The 17,116-nt window shown below is 72.3% G+C and carries 12 protein-coding genes and 2 pseudogenes; 10 read left to right on the forward strand and 4 right to left on the reverse strand.

Features of this window, described 5'->3' with window-relative positions:
- The first annotated feature begins 126 nt into the window (after positions 1 to 126).
- The 3 genes from M6G65_RS08410 to M6G65_RS08420 are packed head-to-tail and all read left to right on the forward strand — an operon-like array spanning position 127 to position 3,620.
- Entirely contained in the window at positions 127 to 1,065 is a 939-nt protein-coding gene (locus M6G65_RS08410) for an ornithine cyclodeaminase family protein (protein ID WP_238198995.1), read from the forward strand.
- 47 nt (positions 1,066 to 1,112) lie between these two features.
- Positions 1,113 to 1,901, forward strand: coding sequence for a precorrin-6A synthase (deacetylating) (gene cobF, locus M6G65_RS08415; RefSeq protein WP_238198996.1), 789 nt, complete (start codon positions 1,113 to 1,115; stop codon positions 1,899 to 1,901).
- 9 nt (positions 1,902 to 1,910) lie between these two features.
- The gene (locus M6G65_RS08420) at positions 1,911 to 3,620 is read left to right on the forward strand and encodes a DEAD/DEAH box helicase (protein WP_250103817.1); all 1,710 of its coding nucleotides are present in this window, start codon (positions 1,911 to 1,913) and stop codon (positions 3,618 to 3,620) included.
- Positions 3,621 to 4,303: 683 nt separating this feature from the next.
- Here the strand turns inward: M6G65_RS08420 and M6G65_RS08425 are convergent.
- Entirely contained in the window at positions 4,304 to 5,050 is a 747-nt protein-coding gene (locus tag M6G65_RS08425) for an SDR family oxidoreductase (RefSeq protein WP_238198998.1), read from the reverse strand.
- Positions 5,051 to 5,147: 97 nt separating this feature from the next.
- On the opposite strand from M6G65_RS08425, the gene M6G65_RS08430 reads away from it, so the two are divergent.
- The gene (locus tag M6G65_RS08430) at positions 5,148 to 6,041 is read left to right on the forward strand and encodes an AraC family transcriptional regulator (RefSeq protein ID WP_238198999.1); all 894 of its coding nucleotides are present in this window, start codon (positions 5,148 to 5,150) and stop codon (positions 6,039 to 6,041) included.
- Positions 6,042 to 6,078: 37 nt separating this feature from the next.
- On the opposite strand, the gene M6G65_RS08435 is transcribed toward M6G65_RS08430, so the two are convergent.
- Both M6G65_RS08435 and M6G65_RS08440 read right to left on the reverse strand, forming a co-directional pair.
- The gene (locus M6G65_RS08435) at positions 6,079 to 7,221 is read right to left on the reverse strand and encodes a hypothetical protein (RefSeq protein ID WP_238199000.1); all 1,143 of its coding nucleotides are present in this window, start codon (positions 7,219 to 7,221) and stop codon (positions 6,079 to 6,081) included.
- Between the two features lie 93 nt (positions 7,222 to 7,314).
- On the reverse strand, positions 7,315 to 8,559 hold the full coding sequence (locus M6G65_RS08440; protein ID WP_238199002.1) for a sensor histidine kinase: 1,245 nt from the start codon (positions 8,557 to 8,559) through the stop codon (positions 7,315 to 7,317).
- 146 nt (positions 8,560 to 8,705) lie between these two features.
- On the opposite strand from M6G65_RS08440, the gene M6G65_RS08445 reads away from it, so the two are divergent.
- From M6G65_RS08445 to M6G65_RS08470, 6 genes and pseudogenes are all read left to right on the forward strand, one after another.
- A complete protein-coding gene (locus M6G65_RS08445; protein ID WP_238199003.1) occupies positions 8,706 to 8,969 on the forward strand; it encodes a hypothetical protein in 264 nt (87 codons plus the stop codon).
- A 132-nt stretch (positions 8,970 to 9,101) separates the two neighbouring features.
- Complete coding sequence (locus M6G65_RS08450) at positions 9,102 to 9,332, forward strand: hypervirulence associated TUDOR domain-containing protein (RefSeq protein ID WP_238199005.1); 231 nt, start codon at positions 9,102 to 9,104, stop codon at positions 9,330 to 9,332.
- Between the two features lie 116 nt (positions 9,333 to 9,448).
- A pseudogene (locus tag M6G65_RS08455) lies at positions 9,449 to 9,942 on the forward strand ((2Fe-2S)-binding protein).
- A complete protein-coding gene (locus M6G65_RS08460; protein WP_250103818.1) occupies positions 9,939 to 10,982 on the forward strand; it encodes an FAD binding domain-containing protein in 1,044 nt (347 codons plus the stop codon). Before M6G65_RS08455 ends, M6G65_RS08460 begins: the two are co-directional and overlap by 4 nt.
- A gap of 200 nt (positions 10,983 to 11,182) precedes the next feature.
- Positions 11,183 to 13,431 (forward strand): annotated as a pseudogene (locus M6G65_RS08465) (xanthine dehydrogenase family protein molybdopterin-binding subunit).
- A gap of 115 nt (positions 13,432 to 13,546) precedes the next feature.
- Positions 13,547 to 14,482 carry a dihydrodipicolinate synthase family protein gene (locus M6G65_RS08470; RefSeq protein ID WP_238199008.1) on the forward strand — a complete coding sequence of 312 codons (936 nt, stop codon included), beginning with the start codon at positions 13,547 to 13,549 and terminating at the stop codon, positions 14,480 to 14,482.
- A 91-nt stretch (positions 14,483 to 14,573) separates the two neighbouring features.
- Here M6G65_RS08470 and M6G65_RS08475 read toward each other — a convergent pair whose 3' ends face one another.
- The gene (locus M6G65_RS08475; RefSeq protein ID WP_238199009.1) at positions 14,574 to 17,003 is read right to left on the reverse strand and encodes a membrane-bound PQQ-dependent dehydrogenase, glucose/quinate/shikimate family; all 2,430 of its coding nucleotides are present in this window, start codon (positions 17,001 to 17,003) and stop codon (positions 14,574 to 14,576) included.
- Positions 17,004 to 17,116 lie beyond the last annotated feature (113 nt).

Below are 17,116 nucleotides of genomic sequence, written 5' to 3' on the forward strand. Positions count from 1 at the left end.
AAGCCCTTCGGCGGGGTGTCGGGGCGGCGCCCCGACACCGGGCTCCGCCCGAGGGCAGGGCTCTGCCCTGCACCCGCAAAAGGTCGAAGACCTTTTGAAACCATGACTTGGGAGGTCCCTGAATCCATGCGCTTCATCTCTGAGGAGGAATCCGCCGCCCTGGTCGATCACGCCATGGCGTTCGACGCGGCCCGCGAGGCGCTGATCGCCGCTGTCGCGCCGGGCACCACCCTGTTCCCGGCGGTGCTCGGCCACGGCTCGGAGCCGGCCAACCGGTTCTCGATCAAGTCGGGCTCCACGGCGGACTATGCCGGCCTGAAGGTCGGCTCGTTCTGGCCCGGCAACCCCGACCGGGGCCTGCCGCGGCACAATTCGGTGATCCTGCTGTTCGACCAGGCCGTCGGCCGGGTCGACACGGTGATCGAGGCCGGGCGGGTGAACGCCTACCGGACCGCCGCCGCCGACGCGGTGGCGGCCAGTGTCCTGGCGCGGCCGAATTCGGCGGTGCTCGCCGTGTTCGGGGCCGGCAACCAGGCCGAGTTCGAGTGCGCGGCGCTCGCCCGGGTCTTGCCGATCCGGACGGTGCTGGTCGTCGCCCGAGACGCAGCCAAGGTCGCGGGCTTTGCCGAGCGCTTGGCGGGGCAGGGGGCGTCCGGGATCGACGTGCGGGCGGCCTCCGCCCGGGAGGCCTGCGCGGCGGCCGACGTGATCGTCACGGCGACGCCGGCCCGCGCGCCGCTGTTCGAGGCCGACTGGGTCCGCCCCGGCACGCACGTCGCCGCCATGGGCGCGGACGCGAAGGGCAAGCAGGAGCTGCCCCCGGCCCTGCTGGAGCGGGCGGCCCTGTTCTGCGACCTGCCGGAGCAGTCGCGCACCATCGGCGAGTTCCAGCACGCCTCCGCGCAGGCTCAAGGCGGCCTCACGGCGCTCGGCGATGTGCTGCGGCGCGGGGAGGGGGGCCGGACGGACCGGGACCAGATCACCGTGTTCGATTCCTCCGGCATCGCCCTGCAGGACCTGACCATCGCCCAGGCGATCCTCGCCAAAGCCGACGCGCGCTTGTAGGGGAGGCCGGCGCCGGCCCTCCCCGCCCCGGCGGAGGACAGGACGGCATGCAGGACAGGCAGATCCGGGTCATCGGCATCGGCACGGGCGATCCCGAGCACCTGACCCTCCAGGCGGTGCGGGCGCTCGCCGACGTCGACGCGGTGTTCGTCCTCGACAAGCGCGCCGAGACCGCCGACCTGGTTGAGATCCGCCGCCGGATCTGCGCGGCCCATATCCGAAAACCCCACCGGGTCGTTACGGTCGAGGACCCGCCCCGGGAGCGCCGCCCGGCCGATTACGGGCGCACCGTCGAGGCCTGGCACGCGGCCCGGGCCGAGCGGCTGGAGGCGGCCTTCGCGGCCCATCTCGGGGCCGGGGAGGTGGGGGCGATCCTGGCCTGGGGGGACCCGGCCCTCTACGACAGCGTCCTGCGCATCCTCGACCACATCCTGGCCCGCGGACGGGTGCCGTTCCGGCGCCTCGTCGTGCCCGGACTGTCCAGCGTGCAGGTCCTCGCCGCCCGCCACGGCGTGCCGCTGAACGGCATCGGCGGGTCGGTGCTGATCACCACCGGCCGTCGCCTCGCCGCGGGGTGGCCGGCGGAGGCGGAGAGCGTCGTGGTGATGCTCGACGGCGACCCGACCTTCGCGCATCTGGACCCGGACCTGACGATCTACTGGGGTGCCTATCTCGGCAGCCCGGACGAGATCCTGGTCTCCGGCCGGCTGAGCGACGCGGGCGACGAGATCCGCCGCGTCCGCGCCGAGGCCCGGGCCCGGCACGGCTGGATCATGGACATCTACCTGCTGCGCCGTGACCGCGCCGCCACGGACAGCGCCGGCGCGGCCGGCTAGACCGCCGCCATGCTGCGTCTGCGGGACTATCAGCGCGCCAGCCTCGACGCACTCTCGGCCGCCTGGGCGCGGGGAGGGGCGGACGACGCGGCGCCCGGCCACCTGATCGTGCTGCCCACCGGCGCCGGCAAGGCGCTCGTGATCGCGGCCCTCGCCCGGGAGACCCTGGACGAGAACCCCCTCGCCCGGGTGGCGATCGTCACCCACAGCCGCGAGCTGGTCGCCCAGAACTTCTCCGAGCTGACCCGGTCCTGGCCGGAGGCGCCGGCCGGAATCTTCTCGGCCGGGCTCGGGCGGCGCGAGGCCGGAGCGCAGGTGCTGGTCTGCGGCATCCAATCGGTGGCCGACCGGCTCGACGCGGTGGGAGCCCGCGACCTCGTGATCGTCGACGAGGCCCACCTGATCCCCCGCGCCGCCGATACCCGCTACGGCCGCTTCCTGTCCGGCCTGCGGGCGCTGACACCCGGGCTGCGGGTGGCGGGCTTCACGGCCACGCCCTACCGGCTCGATTCGGGCCGCCTCGGCGAAGGCGAGCACAGGCTGTTTTCCGGCATCGCCTACGAGGCCGACACGTTCACGCTGATCCGGGACGGCTTCCTGGCGCCTCTCGTCTCCAAGGCGACGCTCACCCAGCTCGACGTGTCGGGGGTCGGCCGGCGCGGGGGCGACTACATCCCCGGCGAGCTGGAGGCGGCGGTCAACCGCGACTGGATCACCCGCGCAGCGGTCGCGGAACTCGCGGAATACGGGCGCTCCCGACGGGCCTCGCTCGCCTTCTGCGCCGGGCTCGCCCACGCGGACGCCGTGCGCGACGCGGTGCGGGCGGAAGGGTACTCCTGCGAGAGCGTCTCGGGCGAGACACCCCGCCGGGAGCGCGACCGGATCGTGGCGGCGTTCCGGGCCGGACAGATCCGCTGCCTGACCTCGGTCGGTGTGCTTGGCACCGGCTTCAACGTGCCCGAGGTCGATCTGGTGGCGCTGCTGCGCCCGACCCGCAGCACCGGGCTCTACGTGCAGCAGGTCGGCCGGGCGTTGCGCCGCGCCCCGGGCAAGGAAAACGCGCTGATCCTCGACTATGCCGGGCTGGTGCGGATGCACGGGCCCGTGGACGCCGTGACGGTCCGGAGCGCCACCCAGGGCCTGGGCGGGGCAGGGGCCTCGCGCGCCAAGCCCTGCCCCGGTTGCGGCGCCCTGATCGCGCTGAACGCCTCCACCTGCGAGGCCTGCTGGATCGAGCCGGAGGCAGACCCGGATGCGGAGGCGCCGCACGAAGCCGCAGCCGACGACGAGCTGGCGATCCTCTCGGCGGACCCCGGCCGACCCGGCCCCGAACCGGCCGGCCCTGCCCCGATGGCGGAGACCGGCTGGCACGAGGCCGTCTGGCATCCCGTCACGGCCCTGAATCTGGAGGCCGCGCCCGACGGGCTCGACCTCGTCCTCGGCTGGCGGGACGGCCCCGCCGAGGCAGCGTGGCGCGTCCGCCTGCGGCCCGAGCGCAGCGGCTACGAGCGGGAGAAGGCGGTGTCCTGGTGGCGCGGCCTCGGCGGCGGCCGTGACGCGCCGATGAGCGCCGCGGAATTCGTGGAGCGCGCCGCGCTTCTGGCCCGGCCAGCGGCGATCCGGATCCGGCCCGGCCGATTGTCGGAGCACATCGACTGTCGGACGCAGGACGGCCGGATCCTCGGCGATGTGCGCCGCTTGGCGAGCCGTGCCGCGTGAGACCACGCGTTGGTGCAATGGCCGCCGCGGGGAGGGGGCTCGGACCGCCCTCACCCGATCGGGGCGCGATCCGGGCCGCACGTCTGGCAACGCCGAAGTCACGTCGTCTGGAGGTCGTGCTGCATGGAACTGGACACGGTCCGAAGCGGCATCTGAGCGGGGCTCGCAATCTGGCGGCTAAACTGGCATGCCAACCCCCTCGCCCGATCCTACCGGCTCGTATGTTCCATAATATATCTTATGCGAATAATGGAGGACGGTGCGTGGGGGCGGCTGGAGCCGGTACAGAGTTGTCAGCCTTGGAACAAAAAGAGAATAAAAGCCGAACGATACCTAGCGAGCTCCCGCCGGAGGCTTCGTGACCGCAGCGATTCGTGCCTTTGAGACATCGACGCCTGAGAGCTGGCCGCGCCTCGATCCTCAATGCGACAGGGTGGATGACCGGCCTATGCTGGGTTCGCCTCGGGCGGTGATGACCGCGGACGACCGGCTGGGCCCTGCCAGGCGGACCGGGCGAGGGCGGTCTGGGCCCCCTCCCCGCGAACGCGTCACGCGCGCCCGTCCGCTGGCCTCGGGTGCTCGGCGCGGAAGGCCCGTATCGGCGCGCCCGGCCGTCCTCTGCCCGGCCCGCCCTCCCCGAGGCAGGCCGTTGGATCTCGTTCGACGCCGGAAGCGAAGCAACGTCAAGCAGCCGCGGCCCAGGCCTCGGCGTCCGCGCCGGCCGGAAGGCGCATCGGGCAAGCCGGATCGGTCGCTGCCCGCCAGATCGCGGCCGCCACGTCCAGCGGCCGTGTCAGGGGCTCAGTGGAACGGCGCATTTCGGCGAAGAGCGTGGCCGCCCGGTCTGCATAGGCCTCGGGAATGTCCATCCCCATGCGGGCGCGGGCGTTCTCGCCGAAAGCCGTGTCGGGGGCCCGCCCCGGGATGACGAGGCGCGTGCGCACGCCGAACGGTTCCAGCTCCACCGCGAGCGCTTCGGTGAAGGCGTTCACCGCCGCCTTGCTGGCCGTGTAGACCGACAGGAAGGGCAGCGGCCGGAGCGTTACGGCCGAGGTGACGTTGACGATGACGCCCGCGCGCCGCTCCCGAAACTGCGGCAGCACCGCCCGGGTCACCGCGATGGTCCCGAGCGTGTTGGTCGCGAAGACCTCGTAGGCCCTGTCGGGTGTCACGCCTTCGAGGGCGTTGAGCAGGCCGACGCCGGCGTTGTTGACGAGGACATCGATCGGGCCCGCCGCGCCAACCGCCGCCGCGATGCTGTCCGCCTCCGTCACGTCGAGCGGCAGGACGCGGAGTCTGTCAGAGGCGGGCAGGATGTCGGGGCGCGGCGTCCGCATGGTGGCGACGACCGACCAATTCCGGTCGAGGAAAAAGCGGGCTGTCTCCAGGCCGAAGCCGGACGAGCAACCGGTGATGAGGATGGTGCGCATGGACGATGATCTCCGGACGGTGGCGCCCCGAGAGTAGGCGGTCAAAGCCGGACGATCTATGATTGAAAGTCCGGATTACATTTGCGATCGTCCAGATATGACGGATCCCCTGAGCCAGATGGTCGGGCTGCTCCGGCCCGAGCCCGACATCGCGAAGCGCGTCGTTGCGGGCGGCACGTGGCGGGTGACGCGCGCGGATGCCGGCCGGCCCTTCTACGGCGCGATCCTGGAGGGGCGGTGCCGTCTGGACGTGGCGGGGTGCGCGCCGATCGTGCTCGAAGCGGGCGACTTCATCCTGGTTCCGGCGGCCCGCGCCTTCGCGGTCTCCAGCCTCGAGCCGCCGCCAGCAGATGCGCCGACGGCGCATGTCGAGACGAGTCCCGGCCTGTTCCAGCTCGGGCCGGAGCACGCCGAGCCCGACATCCGCATGCTGGTCGGGCACTGCGCCTTCGCCTCGGACGCCGCCGGCCTGCTGGTCTCGCTCCTGCCGCACCATGTGCATGTGCGCGGCGAGCCGCGGTTGATCGCGCTGGTGGAACTCGTGAATGACGAGACGCGCTCGGACCGGCCGGGTCGGGAGGCGATCCTGGGGCGGCTTCTCGAAGTTCTTCTCATCGAGGCGCTGCGTTCGGCCGCGGGTCCGTCCGCATCGGCCGGGCTCCTGCGCGGTCTTCACGACGATCATCTCGCCGCCGCTCTGCGATGCATCCATGACCGGCCGGCTCAGGCCTGGACGGTGGCCGCCCTCGCCCGGGAGGCCGCGCTCTCACGGTCTGCCTTCTTCGACCGGTTCCAGCGCGCGGTCGGGGTCGCGCCGATGGCCTACGTCACCGGCTGGCGCATGGCGCTGGCCAAGGCGTTCCTCCGCCGGGAGGGGATCACCGTCGCGGAGGCGGCCGGACGGGTGGGCTACAGCTCCGCCAGCACGTTCAGCGTGGCCTTCACACGCCATGTGGGGACGCCGCCCGCGCTCTACGCCCGGGGAGCTTGAGGGGCGAGGCTGAGGCGGAAGAGCGGAGCGTCCGCTCTTACAGGAACCGCGGCCGCAGCCGGCCGAGGAGATCCCGGCCCGGGAACCGGAACGGCGGCATCGGCAGATCCGGCGCGGGCTCATCGCCCGGGATGGGGCCCTCGGCGAAGCGCGCCCCGGCGGACCAGAACCCGTCCCGCCGCGTGCCGATCATGCCGAGCCCGACGGGCTCGCGCGTCGCGTCGGGCCGCAGACGCCCTGCCGCCCAGACGCGCTGCCAGCACCGGCGCCGCGACAGGTCGGCATCCCGCCAGCCGAGCCGCGCGTAGCCGGCCGCCGCGAAGACCCGGTCCCCGGCAAAATCCTCCGGAATCCACACCCAGCTCGAGAACACGTGGACCGTGTCGGCGCGGAGGCCGGCCGGGTCCACCGCCCGCGTGTAGGCGCTGAGCGCCGTCGCCCGGTGCCGGCCGACATGCCGGCGCAGGCGCCCCGGCAGCGTCAGCGCTTCCGGGAAGGCGGCGGCGTCGAGGCGGGTCGGCGCCGCGCCGCGCTCCAGCGCGTAGGCGCTGTCCACGAGGTGCATCCAGGGTTCGAGGTCGACGTCCCAGGCCTGCTCCACCGGCGCGAAGCGGCGGACCTGTCCCGCGATCAGCCGGTCGGCGACGCGCCGGGCCGGTTCGGGAGCCCAGTCCGGGCCGGCCTCGGTCACGCGCAGCAGCGTCGAGGGCCCGTGCGCCCAGACCGCCTCGGCCAGGCGGGCGAAGTCGGCCTCGGGCTCGTCGCGGCCGACCTTGCGCACCAGGATCTTCGAGCCGTCGGCGAGGTCATCCAGCATCTTGCGCTTGAGATGGGCCAGCCGGCCGTATTCCCGCTCCAGCAGCACCTCCGGCTCGATCGAGCCGGCCGGGTGCCCGGTGTTCGCCCAGATGTTGTAGGCCACGCTGTGGCAGTAATAGGTGCCGCCGGAACTCACGGAGAGCCGCAGGTCCCCCGGCACGCCGAAATCCGCGAAGCCGCAGCGCAGGCCGCGGATCAGGTCCGCCATCGGCGTGTAGGAGAAGCGCAGCAGGCCGGAGGGCTCGACCCCGCCGTAGCGCTGCACGAACCCGAACTCGCAATTGTCGCCGAGGCTCCGGAAGGCGTGGAGCCGTTCGGCGAGGAGCGCCGCCATCGTCCTGAGCCCGGTCACTGCATCCACTCACGCTCGCGCCCTGTCGCGCCGAGACGGTCGCGCCCGGATCGCGACGGGGCAGGGCCTTTGTCCAGTCCCCGCCCCGGCCGGGCGGCGCGCTCAACCGGCAAGCGGCACCTCCAGACGGAAGCAGGCGCCCTTCTCCCGGGCCGGAATCGTCAGGCTGCCGCCGAGCTGGCGCGTGAGGCTGCCGACCACCCGCATGCCCAGGCTCTTCGAACTGCGCCCGATCTCGAACCCCGTCGGCAGACCGATTCCGTCGTCGGCAACCTCGACCACGAGCCCCTCGGGCCGACGCTCGGCGCGGACCCGGATCTCGCCGCCCGCGGGGTGTGTCTCGGGCGGGTAGGCGTATTTGAGCGCGTTGGTGACGAGTTCATTGACCAGCAGGCCGATGGGGATCGCCCGGTCGGCCGAGATCCGCTGCGGGCAGGCCGTGCAGGCGAGCCGCTGACCCGGAACGCCGCTGGCGAGGTTGGCCACCAGCTTCTCCAGGAAGGGCGCGAGGTCGAGCTCGCCCGGGACCCCCTCCCCTTCACCCTCCGCCTTGTCGCCGTCCTTGTCACCCTGCCGCCAGAGCTGGTCGTGGACGCCCGCGATCGCCTCGACGCGGCTGCGCGCATCCGCCAGGGCCGTCTGCACGGCCGGGTCTTCGGCGGCCCGGGCCTGAAGGGCCAGCAGGCTCGCCACGATGGCAAGGCTGTTCTTGACCCGGTGGCTCATCTCGCGGGCGAGCAGGTCCTGGCGGGCGAGGGCGGCCCGCAGCAGGCTCTCGGTGCGCTGGCGCTCGATGGCGCCGCCGAGCAGGTTGGCGAAGCCCTGCATGAAGGCGATGTCGGCCTCCTCGAACATGCCCTCGCGGGTATCGTCCACCTCCAGCACCCCGAAGGCACCGTCCCGGTTCTCGATCAGCACGTTGATCGCCCGGCGGATGCCGTGCTCGGCCATCAGCTGCGGGGTGCGAAACCGGGTCTCGTCGGCGAGGTGGTTGGAGATCACCGGCCGGCCGGTCTTGAGGGCGAATCCCGCCGGGGAGGCGAGGTCCGCCCCGATCCGGGCCTTGCCGATCACGTCGGGCCCCCAGCCGACGCCGGCCCGGACCAGCAGGGTGTCGGCGCCGCGCCGATATTCCAGGGCCTTGCAGAACTCCGCGCCCATGCCCTGCGCGCACAGCTCCGCGGCCCGCTGCAGCAGGTGATCGACATCGGTGCCGCGCAGCGCCTCGACGCCGAACTCCGACAGGATCGCCTGCTGGCGCAGGCGATAGTCGAGATCGGGAGGCGCGGGCGCACGGCGCGTCTCGGGGCTCGGTTCCACTTCGGTCTGGTCGGTGTTCGCACTCATGGAGGGCGGCAGAGTAGCAGGAAGGCGGCCCCGGCGCGAAGCGTCGCCGCGCGCATGGGAGCACCCGTCGTCGCACCCTTGCCGCCGTCCGGACCCCCCGGCCCCGTTCGGCGTTCGTCCGTGAACACGACGCGAGGAACGCACGCATGGCCGACGACCTGAACGGACTCTCCGACAAGGCCCTCTCGATCTTTGCCTTCGCGGCTTATCACCGCCTCGTCAGCGGCGAAAAAGTCACCTCGGTGATTCGCCGGGACGGTGCCGGCCATGAGGCCGATCCGGAGGGCGTGAAGGAATTGGAGGAGCGCGGCCTCGTCACCGCCGGCGAGACCGATATCGACCTCGCTGAGACCGCGCAGGCGGCGGTCGAGACGATGGTCACAGCCTTGCGTCGGGAGGTCGGGCGCTGAGGCGCGGGTGACATCGGTCGAGGTGCAGGCCGGGCGGAACGAGGTCGCTCCGGCTGCGGCATCCCGGCCGTGGAAACCCGGGAACGCGCCCGCCCCCGGGCGCCTTTCCCCGCATCCACGATGGAGACGCGCATGACCGCCAAGGCGAAGGTGAAGACCGGGGACGACGTCACCTACAAATGGGGCAAAGGCACCGTCTCTGGCGCGGTGACCAAGGTCCACACCCAGGACGTCAAGAAGACCATCAAGGGCAATACGGTGAAGCGCGAGGCCTCGAAGGCGGAGCCGGCCCTCGAAATCAAGACCGCCAAGGGCAAGACGGTGCTGAAGTCGGCCTCCGAAGTCACGGTCAAGTCAGCATAAGCCCGCAACCTGCGCTTGCCGTGATCTTGCGCACATCGCGCTCTGCTTAAGGTCTCGCCGGGAGCGGGGCGGCGGCTATCTGTAACGGTTCCAGCCTCGGAAGCCGGGACCCCCGCATGACCATTCCCCTCAGGCTCACCCTGAACGGGCAGCCGCGCGAGATCGCCCTCGACGACCCGCGCGTTACCCTCCTCGATCTCCTGCGCGAGCGCCTCGGTCTGACGGGCGCCAAGAAGGGCTGCGACCGCGGCCAGTGCGGCGCCTGCACGGTCTTGGTGGACGGGCGTCGGATCAACAGCTGCCTGACCCTCGCCGCGAGCCTCGACGGCGCCGAGATCCTGACTATCGAGGGGCTTGCCGAGGGCGACCGGCTGCACCCGGTCCAGGCGGCCTTCATCGCCCATGACGGCTTCCAGTGCGGCTTCTGCACCCCCGGCCAGATCATGAGCGCGGTCGGCCTGATCCGCGAGGGCCGGCCGGTACCGATCCGGAGCGCATCCGCGAGGGCATGAGCGGCAATCTCTGCCGCTGCGGCGCCTATGCGGGCATCCTGGACGCCGTGCAGGACGCGGCCGCCCGGACCTCGGAGCAGCGGGAGGACGCGGCGTGAGAACCTTCGACTACATCCGCCCCGCGAGCGTGCCCGAGGCCGTGGCGGCCGGCCAGCAGCCGGGCACCGCCTATCTCGCCGCCGGCACCAACTTGGTCGACCTGATGAAGGGCGGCGTCGCCACCCCGGAGCGGGTCGCCGACATCACCCGCCTCCCCGGCCTCTCGGCGATCGAGCGGCTGCCGGACGGCACCGCCCGGGTCGGCGCCCTGGTGCGCAACAGCGACCTCGCCCACGACCCGGCCTTCGCCAAGGCCTACCCTATGGTGGCCGAGGCCCTGCTGGCCGGCGCCTCGGCGCAATTGCGCAACGCCGCCACGGTCGGCGGCAACCTGATGCAGCGCACCCGCTGCCAGTATTTCACCGATGCGGTCTCGCCCTGCAACAAGCGCGCGCCCGGCTCCGGTTGCGCGGCCCTGGGGCACGCCACCCGCATCCATGCCGTCCAGGGCTGGAGCGAGCACTGCATCGCCACCCACCCGTCGGATTTCTGCGTGCCGCTCGCCGCCCTCGACGCGGTGGTCGAGATCGCCGGGCCGGACGGTGCCCGGGAGGTGCCGCTCACCGCGTTCCACCACCTGCCCGGCGACCATCCGGAGCGGGAGACCGCCCTGCGGCCCGGCGAACTGATCATCGCCCTGCGGCTGCCCCCGGAGGCGGCATCCTTCCGGGCCAACGCCCGCTACCTCAAGGTCCGCGACCGCACCTCCTACGCCTTCGCGGTGGTCTCGGCGGCGGCCGCCCTGACCCTGGAGACCGGCGGCCGGATCGGACAGGCCCGGCTCGCCCTGGGCGGGCTCGCGCTCAAGCCCTGGCGGGTGGCGGAGGCTGAAGCCGCGCTCGCCGGACAGGCGCCCTCCCCCGAGGCCTACGCGAGGGCCGCTGACGCGGCACTCGCCGGCGCCAAGCCCACCGGAGAGGCCAACGCGTTCAAGATCGAACTCGCCCGCCGGGTGGCGATCCGCGCCCTGACCCAGGCCGCCGCGGGCACGCCCGCCCGGATCCCGGCGCTCCCCGCCTCCCCGTTCGGCATCGTCTGAACCCCGCCCCCGGTCGGCGGCTCCGGCGCCGTCTCTGCGGCCGGAGCGAAGCGAGCCAGACGGCGCCACGATGCCCGATGTCGCGCTGCCCTGGGTTACTTCGCTCCGCTCGTGATGACGGAGCGGGTCACCGCAACCGAAGGCTTCAACCGGACCCCTTTGAGGAGACCCGCATGACCGCGACCTCCAAGCCATCGAACATGCCCGCCTCGAACCTCCCCGCCGGCGCGATCCGGCACGGCTCCAGCATCGGCCAGCCGCTGACCCGGCGCGACGGCCCCCTCAAGGTGACGGGCCAGCCCGCTTCTCCGCCGACAACCTGCCGCCCGGAACCCTCCACGCGGCGCTCTGCGTCGCCCGGATTGCGAAGGGGCGCGTCACCGGCCTCGATGTGGCCGCCGCCGAGGCGCATCCCGGCGTCGTCGCGGTGATGCGGCCGGGGCACGCCCCGACGCTCGCCAAGGACCCGGACGCCAAGGACGGCCCGTTCACCTTCCGCCTCGACCTCCTGCAGAACGACCGCGTCCGCTACGCCAACCAGCCGATCGCCGTGGTGATCGCCGAGACCCTGGAGGCGGCCACCGAGGGCGCCCGGTTGCTCGCCCCGACCTATGCGGCCGAGACGCCGCGGATCGGGCTCGATTCCGGCGAGGCCTTCACGCCCCCCTCCGTCGGCGTCGGCGCGCCCCCGGCCGAGAGCGACGGCGACGTCGAGGCGGGGCTGTCCGCAGCCTCGAAAAGAATCGCCGCGACCTACGAGACGCCGGCCCAGTACCACAACGCCATGGAGCCCCACGCGGCGGTGGCCAGCTGGGAGGGGGATCGGCTGTCGCTGTTCATGCCGACTCAGGCTCTCGCCATGTCGCAGGCCCGCCTCGCCGGGCTCTTCGGCATCAGCCCCGAGGACATCCATATCGAGAGCCCTTATCTCGGCGGCGGCTTCGGCTCGAAGGGCGTGCCCGCCGGGCCGCAGGTGCTGGCCTGCATGGCGGCCAAGCTCGTGGGCCGTCCGGTGAAGCTCGTGCCGACCCGGAGCCAGATGTACGGCCCGATGGGTCATCGCGGCCCAACCCGGCAGACCCTGCGCCTCGGTACCGACGATGCCGGCAAGCTCACAGCGCTCGACCACCACATCCTGACCGCTTCGTCGAGCTTCGACGACTTCTTCGAGCCGGCCGGTCGGGCGACCAGCACCCTCTATGCCAGCCCGGCCCTCGCGATCCGCCACGAGGCGGTGCGCCTGGATACCGGCACGCCGCTGTTCATGCGCGCCCCCGGCGAGGCCACCGGCAGCGTCGCCCTGGAGAGCGCGCTGGACGAGATGGCGTTCGAGCTCGGCATGGACCCGCTGGAGTTTCGGCTGGCCAACTACGCCGAGGTCGAGCCGCTCACCGGCAAGCCGTTCTCCTCCAAGGCCCTGCGCGAATGCTACCGCCGCGGCGCCGAAGCCTTCGGGTGGGCCGGACGCCCGCTCCAGCCCCGCCAGACGCGGGACAAGGACGGGTTCCTGGTCGGCACCGGCATGGGCACCGCTACCTTCCCGGCGCTGATCTTCGAAGGCATGGCCCGGGCCGAGATCCGCGCCGACGGCACCGGCACGGTGGAGCTCGGGGCGATCGACATGGGCCAGGGATCCTGGACGGCGCTGGCCCAGATCGCCGCCGACGGGCTCGGGATCGGGATGGACGCCCTCACCTTCCGGATGGGATCTTCCGACCTGCCGAATGCCGGCATCGCGGGCGGCTCGGGCCACACCGCCACGGCCGGCGGCGCGATCCACGCGGCCGCCGCCGACGTGATCCGGCAGCTCGCGGAGCTCGCCACCAACGACCCCGCCTCCCCGCTCTACGGCGCGGGCAATGCCGGCGTGACCGCCGCCGATGGCCGGCTGACCCGACGCGACGATCCGAGCCGGGGCGAGTCCGTCACGGATATTCTCAAGCGGGCCGGCCGGGCGCGCATCGAGGGCCAGGGCAAGGCCGGCGCCGATCCGGCGGCACAGGCGTCGTACGCCATGCACGCCCACGGCGCGGTCTTCGCCGAGGTGAAGGTCGATCCCGATCTCGGCCAGATCCGGGTGAGCCGCCTCGTCGGCGCCTTCGCGGCGGGCCGGGTGATCAACCCGCGCCTCGTCCAGAGCCAGTATTACGGCGGGATGATCTGGGGCCTGTCCTTCGCGCTCCACGAGCGGGCCGAGATGGACCCGCGCACGGGCCGCTTCCTCAACGACAACCTCGCCGAGTACCACGTGCCGGTGAACGCCGACGTGCCCGCCATGGAGGCGATCCTGGTCCACGAGGACGACGCTGTGGTGAACAACCTCGGCGTGAAGGGCGTCGGCGAGATCGGCATCACCGGCACGGTGGGGGCCATCGCCAACGCGGTCTGGCACGCCACCGGCGTGCGGGTCCGCGAGATGCCGATCACCCTCGACAAGCTGCTGGGCTGATCGAACGGATCGATCGCCTGGAGCCCGTCCCGGACGCATCGCGTCGCCCGGGATTTTTTAGTATGGGGCATGCCACCCGGCGGCCGGCGGCCGCCGCAGCAGCGCGGAGACCGGCATGCCCCTCACCAGCGATATCGGCGGCGTCGTGCCGATCGCACCGACGCCGTTCCATCCGGACGGCCGGATCGACGAGGTCTCCCTCGATCGGATGACCGACTTCTTCGGGTCGGCCGGCGTCGACGGCCTGACGATCCTCGGCCAGCTCGGCGAGGCCGGCAAGCTCGACCACGCGGAGGGCATCGCGGTGGCGCGGCGCGTCCTCGGGCGCACCCGGCTGCCGGTGATCGTCGGCGTCACGGCGCCGGGCTTCGCGGCCATGCGGTCGCTGGCCCGGGAGGTGATGGACCTGGGCGCGGCCGGCGTGATGATCGCGCCGCCCAATACCCTGCGCACCGACGATCAAGTCGTTGGCTACTACCGCAACGCCGTGGAGGCGATCGGGCCGGACGTGCCCTTCGTCCTGCAGGATTACCCCCTCACCTTCTCGGTGCAGATGACGCCGGGCGTGATCCGCCGGATCGTGTCGGAAAACCCGTCCTGCGTGATGCTCAAGCACGAGGACTGGCCGGGGCTGGAGAAGATCTCGACGCTGCGCGGCTTCGAGGCGGACGGCTCGATGCGCCACATCTCGATCCTGGTCGGCAACGGCGGCCTGTTCCTCGATTTCGAGACCGAGCGCGGCGCCGACGGGGCCAACACCGGCTACGCCTTCCCGGAAATGCTGGTCGATGTGGTCCGCCTCGGCCGATCCGGCGAGCGCGACGCCGCCCACGACCTGTTCGACGCCCACCTCCCCTATCTCCGCTACGAGCAGCAGCAGGGCCCGCTGGGGCTCGCGGTCCGCAAATACGTGTTCATGCGCCGGGGGATCTTCGCGTCCGACGCGCAGCGCAAGCCGTCGCAGGCGCTGACCGCCACCGCGAAGGCCGAGGTCGAGTACCTGCTGGCGCGTCTCGCCCGCACCGACGCGCGGGCGCGGCTCGAAGGTTAGGACACCCCTGCCCCGGCGGGACGGTCGGGGCCGCCGCGAAGTTCACGCCGCCGCGAGGCCGGGATCCCCGGGCTCGCGACAGGCGCGCGGCTCAATCGAGCCGGAAGGCGATGACCGAGTCGCCCGGCGTGGTGCCGAGCGAACCGTGCCCACCCGCCGCGATGACCACGTATTGCCGGCCGTCCTTGCCGCGATAGGTCATCGGCGTGGCCTGACCGCCGGCCGGCAGCGTCCTGGTCCACAGGACCTCCCCGGTCTGCATGTCGTAGCCGCGGATGCGGTCGTCGAGCGTGGCGGCCGTGAACGCGACGCCGCCGGCCGTGGTCAAGGTACCGCCATGGGCGAGGATGCCCATCTCGAACGGGATCGGGACCGCGACCCCGCCGATCTTCTGCCCCGCGACGGTGCCGTTGCGGTGCTTCCAGGCGGTGGTGCCGTCCGCGAGGTTCACCCCCACCCGCACGCCCCAGGGCGGCGCGTTGCACGGGACGCCGAGGGCCGAGCGCATATGCGCGATGGAGACCGCGTAGGGACCGCCGAGATTCTCGTTGCCCGGGGTGGAATCCGGATCGGTGGCGATGAGGCGCCGGTCGGGCTCGTTCGCCGGGCGCGGGAGCAGGCGGTAGAGGTAGGGCAGGTATTGCGGCGTCGCGATCATCCAGTGATGGACCGGATCGACGGCCACTGAGCCCCAGTTGAACACCCCGATATTGCCGGGCCAGATGATCGCACCCTCAGACGCCTGGGGCGGCGTGAACGGGTTGCCGTCGTAGCGGTTCGACCGGAAGGCGAGGCGGCACTGGATCTGGTCGAAGGGCGTGACGCCCCACATGTCGGCCTCCGTCAGCGCCGCGGGCGCGAAGCTGAGCGACGACATCGGCTGGACCGGGGACGGCGCCTCCCCCGGGATGTCGGTCCGGGTCGAGACCGAGACCTCGGAGACCGGCCGGATCGGGGCGCCGGTGCGGCGATCGAGGACCCAGACGTTGCCGACCTTGGTGGGGATCAGGATGGCCGGCACCGTCCCGTCGCCCTGCGGCAGGGTCAGGAGGACCGGCTGGGACGGGTTATCGCGGTCCCACAGGTCATGGTGGGTGGTCCGGAACGCCCAGGTCAGCCTCCCGGTCTCCAGGTCCAGCGCCGCCAGGGCGTCGACCAGGGCCTCGTCCGCCTTCGACCGGGACACGCCGACCTGATCGGGCGCCCGGTTGCCGAACGGCACGTAGACGAGCCCCAAAGCCTCGTCGGCCGAGAATTGCGTCCACGCCACCGCCGAATTGGGCTCGTAGAGCGCGCCGGGCTCAAGCGGCGCGGTCTCGTCGGGCTTGCCGGCATCGAATTTCCAGACGATCGCGCCGGTCCGCACGTCGAAGGCGCGGATCACGCCCGAGGGGTTGTCCGCGTAGTAGTTGTCGGCGATCGCGCTGCCGAGGACGATGAGGTTCCGGGTGACCAGCGGCGCCGAGGTCTGCTGATAGCTGGCGCGTCTGAGGTTCGGCATCTGCGCCTTCAGGTCGACGAACCCGTTCGCCCCGAAGGTCCGGCACAGGGCGCCGGTCTCGGCATTCAGCGCGTAGAGCCGCGCATCCACCGAGGCGGCGATGATCCGGCGCGGGCATTCGGCGACGGCGGCCGCGATCGCCCCGGCCGCCGCCGGATCCGTCTCCGCCGGCGGCGCGTAAGCGGCCGAGTCGTTGTAGGACACGCCGCGGCAGGTCTGGTGCTGGTACTGGCTGTCCCGCGCCATCTGCGGATCGAACGCCCAGACCCGCTTGCCGGTCTCGGGCTCCAGGGCCTCGACGATGTTGTGCGGGGTGCAGAGGTAGAGCAGCCCGTTGACCTTGATCGGCGTGGCTTCGAACGTGAATTCCTTCGAATCCGTCCGGCTGTCGCCGCGCAGGTCGCCCGTGTGGTGCTCCCAGGCGACCGTGAGGCCCCGGACAGTGCCGGGGGTGATGTCCGCGAGCGCCGAGTAGCGCTGGCCGAGATTGGTGCCGCCATAGGCGACCCAATCGTCGGCCGGAAAGGGGACGCCGCTCGGATCGACGGCGGCGGGGCCCGCCTCCGCGACCTTCGGCAAACGGCCGCGCGTCTCGACCGGATCGACGAACCAAGCCGCAGCGCTCAAGGCCGCGATCAGCAGGACGACGGCCCTGAGAACGAGCGGACCGTTCCGGAGGCTGAGCTTCCAGGGCCGTTCGGGCGCGTCGCGCAGGCGCCGCACGACGAAGGGCAGGCAGAGCACGAATCCGACGAGGAGGATCAGGGCCCCGCGCGGGATCCATTGCCACTTGTCGAATCCGACCTCGCCGAGCGTCCACACGAAGGCCGCCGCCAGCACCAGGGCGTAGATTCGGAGGCCGTTCTGGCGTCGCCGGACCAGCTCGACGCCGGAGGCCAGCACGCCCAAGCCCAGGGCGACGTAGAACCAGGACCCGCCCGCGAGGGCCAGTGTCAGACCGAAGCTCGCGAGAGCGAGGCCAAGCAGCGCGATCGACAGCGCTATCGTTCCGAGTGCCACGGCGGTGGTATCCGCTTCCTGAGCCAGCCGGTCACGGCGGCGCCGGGAGCTGAACCCCCACGGCGCCGCCGCATGCCCGACGGCTTATCGCCGCCGTAGCTGTCCCAAGGCTG

The sequence above is a fragment of the Methylobacterium tardum genome, assembly GCF_023546765.1.
Classification (GTDB): Bacteria; Pseudomonadota; Alphaproteobacteria; order Rhizobiales; family Beijerinckiaceae; genus Methylobacterium; species Methylobacterium tardum.